8 protein-coding genes are annotated in these 8,452 nt (G+C 65.6%); 2 read left to right on the forward strand and 6 right to left on the reverse strand.

Going from position 1 to position 8,452, the window contains the following annotated elements:
- Nucleotides 1-20: 20 nt before the first annotated feature.
- The 6 genes from rsfS to leuS form a co-directional block, all read right to left on the reverse strand.
- Nucleotides 21-377, reverse strand: coding sequence for a ribosome silencing factor (rsfS, locus tag VLR48_RS02165; RefSeq protein WP_325290204.1), 357 nt, complete (start codon nt 375-377; stop codon nt 21-23).
- A 144-nt stretch (nt 378-521) separates the two neighbouring features.
- Nucleotides 522-1,151, reverse strand: coding sequence for a nicotinate-nucleotide adenylyltransferase (gene nadD, locus VLR48_RS02170; protein ID WP_325290205.1), 630 nt, complete (start codon nt 1,149-1,151; stop codon nt 522-524).
- Nucleotides 1,152-1,209: 58 nt separating this feature from the next.
- A complete protein-coding gene (locus tag VLR48_RS02175; RefSeq protein ID WP_325290206.1) occupies nt 1,210-2,484 on the reverse strand; it encodes a glutamate-5-semialdehyde dehydrogenase in 1,275 nt (424 codons plus the stop codon).
- 202 nt (nt 2,485-2,686) lie between these two features.
- Nucleotides 2,687-3,721 carry a DNA polymerase III subunit delta gene (holA, locus tag VLR48_RS02180; RefSeq protein ID WP_325290207.1) on the reverse strand — a complete coding sequence of 345 codons (1,035 nt, stop codon included), beginning with the start codon at nt 3,719-3,721 and terminating at the stop codon, nt 2,687-2,689.
- 14 nt (nt 3,722-3,735) lie between these two features.
- Nucleotides 3,736-4,293, reverse strand: coding sequence for an LPS assembly lipoprotein LptE (lptE, locus tag VLR48_RS02185; protein WP_325290208.1), 558 nt, complete (start codon nt 4,291-4,293; stop codon nt 3,736-3,738).
- A 26-nt stretch (nt 4,294-4,319) separates the two neighbouring features.
- Entirely contained in the window at nt 4,320-6,980 is a 2,661-nt protein-coding gene (gene leuS, locus VLR48_RS02190; RefSeq protein WP_325290209.1) for a leucine--tRNA ligase, read from the reverse strand.
- A 270-nt stretch (nt 6,981-7,250) separates the two neighbouring features.
- Here leuS and VLR48_RS02195 point away from each other — a divergent pair, with 270 nt between their 5' ends.
- A complete protein-coding gene (locus VLR48_RS02195) occupies nt 7,251-7,790 on the forward strand; it encodes a zinc ribbon-containing protein (RefSeq protein ID WP_325290210.1) in 540 nt (179 codons plus the stop codon).
- A 162-nt stretch (nt 7,791-7,952) separates the two neighbouring features.
- The coding region (locus VLR48_RS02200; protein ID WP_325290211.1) for an SCP2 sterol-binding domain-containing protein at nt 7,953-8,452 on the forward strand (500 nt) is incomplete at its 3' end.

Genomic DNA, 8,452 nt, shown 5'->3' on the forward strand with positions numbered 1-8,452 from the left:
AACGATCCACCGCTCAGGCCCTACAGCATGGCGACAGCCGCCTTCGGCACGGCTGCCGGCGCGGCCCAGAGTTTTTCAAGATTGTAGAAGTCACGCACCTTGGGCAGCATCACGTGCACAACAACGCCGTTGAGGTCCACCAGGGCCCATTCACCCTCGTTGACGCCTTCCAAACCGAGCGGGGGCTCACCCGCTTCCTTAGAGCGATACGCTACCGTCTCGGCAATCGCCTTGACATGGCGGTCCGACGTCCCCGATGCCACGACCATATAGTCGGTGATCGCGGTCTTGCCCCGAACATCCATGACCTCGATGTCGCGGGCCTTCATGTCCGCGAGTGTGTCGACCACCAATTGCCGTAGTGTCTCAAGCTGCATGCGATCTCCTCTGCTTTTGAATTAAACCGCGCCCAGCGCGGTATGCGATGTTTTGCGATGGGATCGGCCCCGGCGGACTTGACGACCGCCGAAGCTGGCGCGGTTTAAGATATTAAAAAATATAGAATTCGGCGGGCCTCCGGCCTACCGATACAAACCTTCCGCCGCAATGATCGAGATCACCGTATCGGGCAGCAGCCAGCGCGGACTTAGACCCTGTCGGATAAGCTCGCGCACACGGGTTGCCGAGACATCGATCTGGGTCACATCTTGAAAGAGGATGCGGCCGGCCGGCGTCTCCGCCAAGTCGCGGGCCCGGTCCCGGATACGCCCCGCGCAGAACGCCTGCAGGGCAGGATCCAGCGCGTCGGACGCACCCGGTCGACGCATCACCACGAGATGCGCCAGGTCCAGGATCTCGGCCGGACGATGCCAATCCAGGAAGCCCGCGAAGGCGTCGGCACCGATCAGCAGACAAACAGGAAGCTCTCCGCCCAGCTCGGCGCGGAGCGAGATCAGGGTGTCGTAGGTGTAGGAGCCGCCCGGCCGATCGATCTCGCGGTCGTCCGCGACAAATCCGGGCTGCCCGGCGATCGCGGCCTCCAACATGGCCAGACGCTGCGCCGAGGAGGCGACCGGCGGTGCACGATGCACCGCGACATTGAGCGGGACGAGTCGGATCTCGTCCAGACCGAGCGCCTGGAGACAATCGAGCGCCGGGCGCAGATGTCCGAAATGGATGGGGTCGAAGGTGCCGCCGAGGATGCCGATCATCAAGGCGTCGACGCGCGAGCAGCGGCAGGATCCGCAAACCCACTGGATCCTTCGGCCATCAGGTGCGGACCTCTCCGTCGCCCAGCACCACGAACTTCACCGAGGTCAGACCCTCGAGCCCGACCGGGCCGCGCGCATGAAACTTGTCGGTGCTGATCCCGATCTCCGCACCCAGGCCGTACTCGAACCCGTCGGCAAAGCGCGTCGAGGCGTTGACCATGACGGAGCTTGAATCGACCTCGCGCAGGAAACGTCGAGCACGGCTGTAGTCCTCCGTGACGATCGCATCCGTATGCGCCGAGCCGTGCGCCGCGATGTGATCCATGGCCGCATCGAGCCCGGAGACGACCCGGATGGCGAGGATCGGGGCCAGATACTCGGTGTCCCAGTCGGCCTCGGTCGCGGCAATCGTCCCGGGCAGGATCTCCCGGGTGCGCGCACATCCCCGCAGCTCGACACCCTTCTCGCGATAAGCGCTCGCCAGACGCGGCAGGATGGTCGCCGCGACGGCCTCGTCCACCAAGAGTGTTTCCATGGTGTTGCAGGTGCCGTAGCGCTGCGTCTTCGCATTCATGGCGATGGCGAACGCCTTGTCCGGATCGGCATCGGCGTCGATGAAGACATGACAGATGCCGTCGAGATGCTTGATGACCGGGACCCGCGCATCGCGGCTGATCCGCTCGATCAGACCCTTGCCGCCGCGCGGGATGATGACGTCGACGAACTCGGGCATGGCGATCATGGCCCCGACCGCCGCGCGATCGGTCGTGGCGACCACCTGCACGCCGTCGGCGGGTAGACCGGCCTTGACCAGGCCCTGCCCGATACAGGCCGCGATCGCCTGATTCGACTCGAAGGCCTCGGAGCCACCGCGCAACAGGGTCGCGTTGCCCGATTTGAGACAGAGCCCGGCGGCATCCGCAGTCACGTTCGGCCGCGACTCGTAGATGATGCCCACGACACCCAGCGGCACACGCATGCGCCCGACCTGAATGCCGGACGGGCGGTAATCCAGCCCCGTGATGGCGCCGATCGGATCCGGCAGGGCCGCGATCTGGCGCAGGCCCTCGATCATGGTGTCGATGCGCCCCTCGGTCAGCTCAAGCCGATCGAGCAGCGCGGCATCCAGACCCTTGGCGGCACCCTGCTCGAGGTCGATCCGGTTCGCTGCGACGATGGCCGCGCGTCGGCGATCGATCGCGTCGGCGATCGCGGAGAGGGCATCGTTCTTTTGGCGGGTCGTCGCCCGCGCCAAACCGCGCGACGCGGCACGGGCACGGCGTCCAAGGTCACCCATGTAGGCGTCGATATCGGTGATCTGTCGTTCGCTCATCTCGGACCTAAACCGCGCTCGGCACGGTATGCGATGTTTTTGGAATGGGATCGGCCCCGGCAGACTTGACGACCGCCGGAGTCTGCGCGGTTTTCGGAATCAGTGTAAGACGCCGCCCAGGGTCTGTATAGCCGAAAAGAGGCTATAGATCAGACGGAAGCGGCCGCTGCGTGGACACCGGGCAGACCCGGCCGCACCCGTCTCAGCGCTGCGGGATCGGCAGACCGGCCCGAAAGCCGCCGGCGGCCAAGGCATCGGCGACCACGGCCAAGCGGTGCCAGGGATCGCCGACGGCGAGCCCTTTGATCGACTGATCGACCAGCGAGCACTGATGGAGCAGCGCGCGCAGCAGGGTCGGCGAGAGACGTGACAGGGCGCGCTCCATTGCCGCAAGACGTTGCGGCGGCATACGCGCATCCCCGGCACCCGGTGCACGCGCGCCGCCCGCCCGCGCTGCAGCCGCTTCGGCCAGGGTCCGAAGCTCACGTGCCAAGACCCAGAGGACGAGAACATCCGCGGTTCCCTCGGCGCGCAGAACCGAGAGCACCCGCTGGGTGCGCGCGCGGTCTCCGGACAAGGCCGCGTCGGTCAGCGAGAAGAGGTCGAAACGGGCGCTGTCGGCGAGGTTTCCGAGCAGATCATCGAGCGCGAGCGGTCCCGGGTCGCGCAGCAGACGCTGCTTCTCGATCTCCTGCACCGCCGCCAGCAGGTTGCCTTCGGCACGTTCGGCAAGCAGCTCGGCCACGCCCGGCCCCGGCTGCAGCCCGACCGACTGCAGACGCTGCCCGAGCCACTGCACCAGCTCGCGCCCCTTCAGGGGCCAGACCTGCACCAGCGCACCGACCGACTCGACCCGCTTGGCCCATTGACTCAGCAGCTCCTTGCGGTCCAGCTCGGGCGCAATGATCAGGAGAAGGTTGTCCGGGCAGGGCCGATCGCAATAGGCGCGCACCGCCGCACCCCCGTCCTTGCCGAGCTTCGCCGTGCCGATGCGCAGCTCTATCAGCTTGCGCGAGGAGAAGAGCGACATGGCATCGGCCGAGGCGGCCAAGGCGTGCCAATCGAATGCGGCGTCCTGATCCAGGACCTCGCGCTCGGCGAAACCCTCACGGCGGGCCGCCTCGCGGATCAGACGCGCCGCCTCGCCGAGCTGATAGGGCTCGTCGCCGCAGACCAGGTACAGCGGGGCCAGGCCGCGGGACAAGGCGTCTTGGAGCTGGTTGAAGCGTAGGCGCATGGGTTCGAGACCCGTCAGAGCAGCGTCACACGCAGACGCATCAGGATCCGATCCGCGGCGTCGCGCGCGAAATCTTGATAGATCAGCTCCTCTTCGAGCTGTTTGCCGAGGACCTCAACATCCGGATTGTCGAAGTTACGGATCAGATCGAGCGACTGGCCCGGCACCTTCTGTGCCCCGTCGGGCGTGACGGCGTCGTAGCTCACCAGATAGTGAAGCTCGTAGGCCAGGACGCGACCGCCCGAGTCGACGGCCACCACTTGCGAATACCGACTCTCCGAGAGGATACGCAGAATCAGCTTTGCCTCGCCCGCCGTCGCCGCCAGGGTGACGTCGCCCCCCGCGAGCTGATCGACGAGGGCTGCACTTACCGGCGAGTTGCCGGCGGCCTGGATGTAGACCGGATTCAGCTCGGCCGGGATCTCCACGACACCCCGCAAGCGAAAACCGCAGCCGAGCTGAGCGAGGCAAACGAGCCCCAGGATCAGGAGAACGGCGGCTCGGCCCCACGCCACGGAGCGGGCGCGCGACGAGTCGCCAAGCCGTCCGGCGGCCGGGGCTAGAACGCGCATCTCGGATCGGCCGGCGGGCATCGGCATCAGTTGGCGACGATGTTGACGAGCTTGTTCGGAACCACGATGACCTTGCGCACCGTGGCCTCGCCGATGAAACGGCGCGCGTTCTCGCTTGCCAGCGCGGCGGCCTCGATGGTCGCGCGATCCGCGTCCGCGGGAACCTTCACGGTATCGCGCAGCTTGCCGTTGACCTGCACCACATAGTCGATCGTCGACTGCACGAGTGCATCCGCGTCGACCTCGGGCCAGGTCGAGGCTAGGATGTCTTCGCCGAACCCCAGCTCGCGCCACAGATGATGAGTAATGTGGGGCGCGATCGGCGCGAGGAGCCGCAGCACGATCGCAAGACCTTCCCGCAGAAGAGTACCGCGGGCGGGCGAGTCCGGGTCGAGCTTGTAGAGGACATTGACCAGGGTCATGCAGCCCGAGACGACCGTGTTGAACTGCTGACGCTCGTAGTCGAAGCGCGCCTTTTTGAGCACGCTATGGATCTCGCGCCTGGCGTCGCCGGCCGCTTCGTCGAGATCGCTCGCCGCCGGATCGCCCGCGCCGCGGATGGTGTCCGCCTCGGTCGTCGCCAGCCACCAGAGTCGCTTCAGGAAACGAAAGGCCCCCTCGACACCCTCGTCGTTCCATTCGAGCGACTGCTCGGGCGGCGAGGTGAACATGGTGTAGAGCCGCACCGTATCGGCGCCGTAGCGCTCGGTCAGGGCTTGCGGGTCGACGCCGTTGTTCTTGGATTTCGACATCTTCTCGATGCCGCCGAAGGTGACCGGAAGGCCGTCGGCCGCGAGCCAGGCGCGCACCAAGCGGCCCTTCTCGTCGCGCTCGGTCTCGACTTCGGCCGGATTGATCCACTGCTTGCGCCCGTCCGCATCCTCGCGATACCAGGTCTCGGCAACCACCATCCCTTGCGTCAGAAGGCGGGCGAAGGGCTCGTCGCAGTCGACCAGCCCCTCGTCGCGCATCAGTTTGTGGAAGAAGCGCGCATAGAGCAGATGCAGGATGGCGTGCTCGATCCCGCCGACATACTGATCGACCGGGAGCCAGTAGCTCGCACGCTCGTCGAGCATGGCGGTCTCGCAATCGGCCGAGCAGTAGCGGGCGTAGTACCAGCTCGATTCGAAAAAGGTATCGAAGGTGTCGGTCTCGCGGGTCTCGCCGCCGGGCAGCTCCGAGAAGGACGGCATCTTTTTGAGCGGCGAGCCGGAGCCGTCGACCACGACATTCTCGGGCAAGCGCACCGGCAGATCGGTCTCGGGGCGCAGAGCGCCGTCGGGGCCGTTCACCACCGGGATGGGGCAGCCCCAATAACGCTGGCGCGAGACGCCCCAGTCGCGCAGCCTGAAGTTCACGCGTTTGCGGCCCTTTTCGTGCTCCGTCAGCCAGGCGGCGATGGCCTCGAACGCCTCGATACTGGTCAAGGTCGAGAAAGGACCGGAGTTGATCAGAACGCCTTTTTGCTCGAAACGCTCGTCCCAGTTCAACCAATCCAGGGGAACTCGAGACGCGTCTCCGGGCACCGCGACGACCGGGCGGCTTTGCGAAGGTGTACCGGCAGCGGACGTGACCTCGAGCGTGAGGTCTTTCCAATCCGCGGGGACGATCACCGGCCGGATCGGGATGCCGTATTTGTGCGCGAAATGGAAATCACGCTCGTCGTGCGCCGGGACCGCCATCACCGCACCAGTCCCGTAACCCATGAGCACGAAATTCGCGGCGAAGATCGGCACCGCCTCGCCGGTCACCGGATGCAGGGCGTTCAGACCGAGCGGATGGCCCTTCTTCTCCATCGTCTCGATCTCGGCCTCCGAGGTGCCGCCCTTGCGACACTCATCGATAAAGGCCGCGAGTGCAGGCTGATCCTCGGCGGCTCGACGTGCGAGCGGATGCTCGGCGGCGACGGCGACATAGGTCACGCCCATGAGCGTATCCGGACGGGTCGTGTAGATCTCCAGCGTCTCGTCCGATCCTTCGATCCCGAAGCGCATCTCGACACCTTCGGAGCGCCCGATCCAGTTGCGCTGCATGGTGCGGACCTGTTCGGGCCAGCCGTCCAAGCCGTCGAGCGCGTCGAGCAGCTCCTGGGCATAGTCGGTGATCCGCACGAACCATTGCTGGATCTCGCGCTTCTCCACCGGCGCGCCCGAGCGCCAGCCCTTGCCGTCAATGACCTGCTCGTTGGCAAGCACCGTCTGGTCGATCGGATCCCAGTTGACCGTCGCCTGCGAGCGGTAGACCAGACCCTTCTCCATCAGACGCGTGAAGAGCCATTGCTCCCAGCGGTAATAGTCCGGATTGCAGGTCGCGAGCTCACGGTCCCAGTCGTAGCCGAAACCGAGCTGCTTGAGCTGGGTACGCATGTAGTCGATATTCGACTTGGTCCATTCCGAGGGCGGGATGCCCTTCTGGATGGCCGCGTTCTCGGCCGGCAGACCGAAGGCGTCCCACCCCATCGGCTGGAGCACGTTCTTGCCGAGCATCCGCTGATGCCGCGCGATCACGTCGCCAATGGTGTAATTGCGCACGTGCCCCATGTGCAACCGCCCGGATGGATAGGGGAACATCGAGAGGCAGTAGAATTTCTCGCGCGAGCGGTCCTCGACGGCCTTGAAGGACCGGTGATCTTCCCAATAGCGCTGGGCCGCGGCCTCGACGGCCTGCGGGTCGTAGTCGGTCTGCATGGATGTTCGGTCTTCCGGCAAGGGGGGACGGCAATGCGCGTAGGATACCGCAGCGGACGGATTCACGGCGACTCGGGGCGTCAGGGGGGACACCAGGGGGGCACCAGGGGGCGATCCCGGCCGATGCACCCGGTCCTTGCGAAATCGCGTCCATGCTGCACACTTTAACCTAGGTTTAAGGAATCGGCGTCTCGGCGCCTTTGCGTGACACGCGTCAGGCGTTGACGCAGCGGTAACCGCTGTCCCGCGCTCTACCCACCGGAGAGGATGATGAACGAAGAAGACAAAGGCACAACGACCGACAAACTGGTGGATGCCTACGAGCGGATGCTCAAGCAAACCCACGAGACCATCGAAAAGACCCAGGAAGAAACGGCACCCAAGTTCCGCGAGATCCTCGACAAGGCCCGCGACAACATGGTCGAGCTCGGCGAGCTGACCCGCGAAGAGGCCGAAAAGGTCTCCGACTACGTCAAACGCGACATCGAGGACGCGGCCAACTATATCGCCGAGACCGGCCAGGACATCCGCGATTGGTGGCGCTTCGACCTGCAGCTGATCGAGCAGCGCATGATGGACGCCTTTTCAAAGGTCGCCGACCAGACCAGCCTGCAACTGGCCCAATGGGCCGAGGTTGCCCGCCAGATGAGCCTCTATCAGGCCGGGGAGGTCACCGGCCCCGGCACCTTGGTGTGCGACCGCTGCGGTGCCGAGACACACTTCGTCAAGGCCGGGCGCATCCCGCCCTGCGCGGACTGCGGCGGCATGAGCTTCCGCCGCCGCAGCGACGAGCCTCGCGACAAGGGTTGAAGACATGACGAACGAGACCCGGCCCCGCGATGGACCCGATCAGCTCGTCGCCCCGCAGTTGCATCACGGGCCCCGCGCCGACTAGCATCGAAGCGCTCGTAAGACAACACCGACAGCGGACACACTCGATGTCCGCATACAACACCAAACGAGGACACCATCATGATTCGCCGCATCGCGCTCGCTCTCCCGGCTCTCGCCCTGACCATCTCCGCCGGCGCTCAGGCCGCAACCTTTATGGACGCCGATTGGGCGGCGTCCGCCTGCGAGGCATGGAACGGGGCCGGCGCCCTCACCGCCGGTTTAGGCGGCGATAATTGGGCGGCAAACAACGCCGGTCGTGGATACAAGGTCATCCAGCTCTACCGCACCAAGTGTGGCGAGGGCAGCCGCGTGGAGCTGCAGATCAGCGACAAGGACGGCAAGGCCATGTGCACCTACGGCGGCGCGGTGAAGACCACGACGCTCGACCCGAAGGTCGACTACCTGATGAATGCAACCGACGAGGACTGGGTCTGCATGGGCGAAGGCCGCCTAGGCTGCGGCGCGATGGGCGCAATGACGACCGGCAAGCTCAAGTTCAAAGGGCCCAAGATGGAGGCCATGGGTGTCATGGGTCCGTTCGACACCTTCCTGCAGCTGACCGGCAAGGTCCCGGGCGA

The organism is Thiocapsa sp., from assembly GCF_035467215.1.
Lineage (GTDB): Bacteria > Pseudomonadota > Gammaproteobacteria > Chromatiales > Chromatiaceae > Thiocapsa.

What these genes read in the sequence shown, in the direction of transcription:
- rsfS (WP_325290204.1), bottom strand. Translation starts at nt 377, where the DNA reads ATGCAGCTTGAGACACTACGGCAATTGGTGGTCGACACACTCGCGGAC.
- nadD (WP_325290205.1), bottom strand. Translation starts at nt 1,151, where the DNA reads ATGATCGGCATCCTCGGCGGCACCTTCGACCCCATCCATTTCGGACAT.
- VLR48_RS02175 (WP_325290206.1), bottom strand. Translation starts at nt 2,484, where the DNA reads ATGAGCGAACGACAGATCACCGATATCGACGCCTACATGGGTGACCTT.
- holA (WP_325290207.1), bottom strand. Translation starts at nt 3,721, where the DNA reads ATGCGCCTACGCTTCAACCAGCTCCAAGACGCCTTGTCCCGCGGCCTG.
- lptE (WP_325290208.1), bottom strand. Translation starts at nt 4,293, where the DNA reads ATGCGCGTTCTAGCCCCGGCCGCCGGACGGCTTGGCGACTCGTCGCGC.
- leuS (WP_325290209.1), bottom strand. Translation starts at nt 6,980, where the DNA reads ATGCAGACCGACTACGACCCGCAGGCCGTCGAGGCCGCGGCCCAGCGC.
- VLR48_RS02195 (WP_325290210.1), top strand. Translation starts at nt 7,251, where the DNA reads ATGAACGAAGAAGACAAAGGCACAACGACCGACAAACTGGTGGATGCC.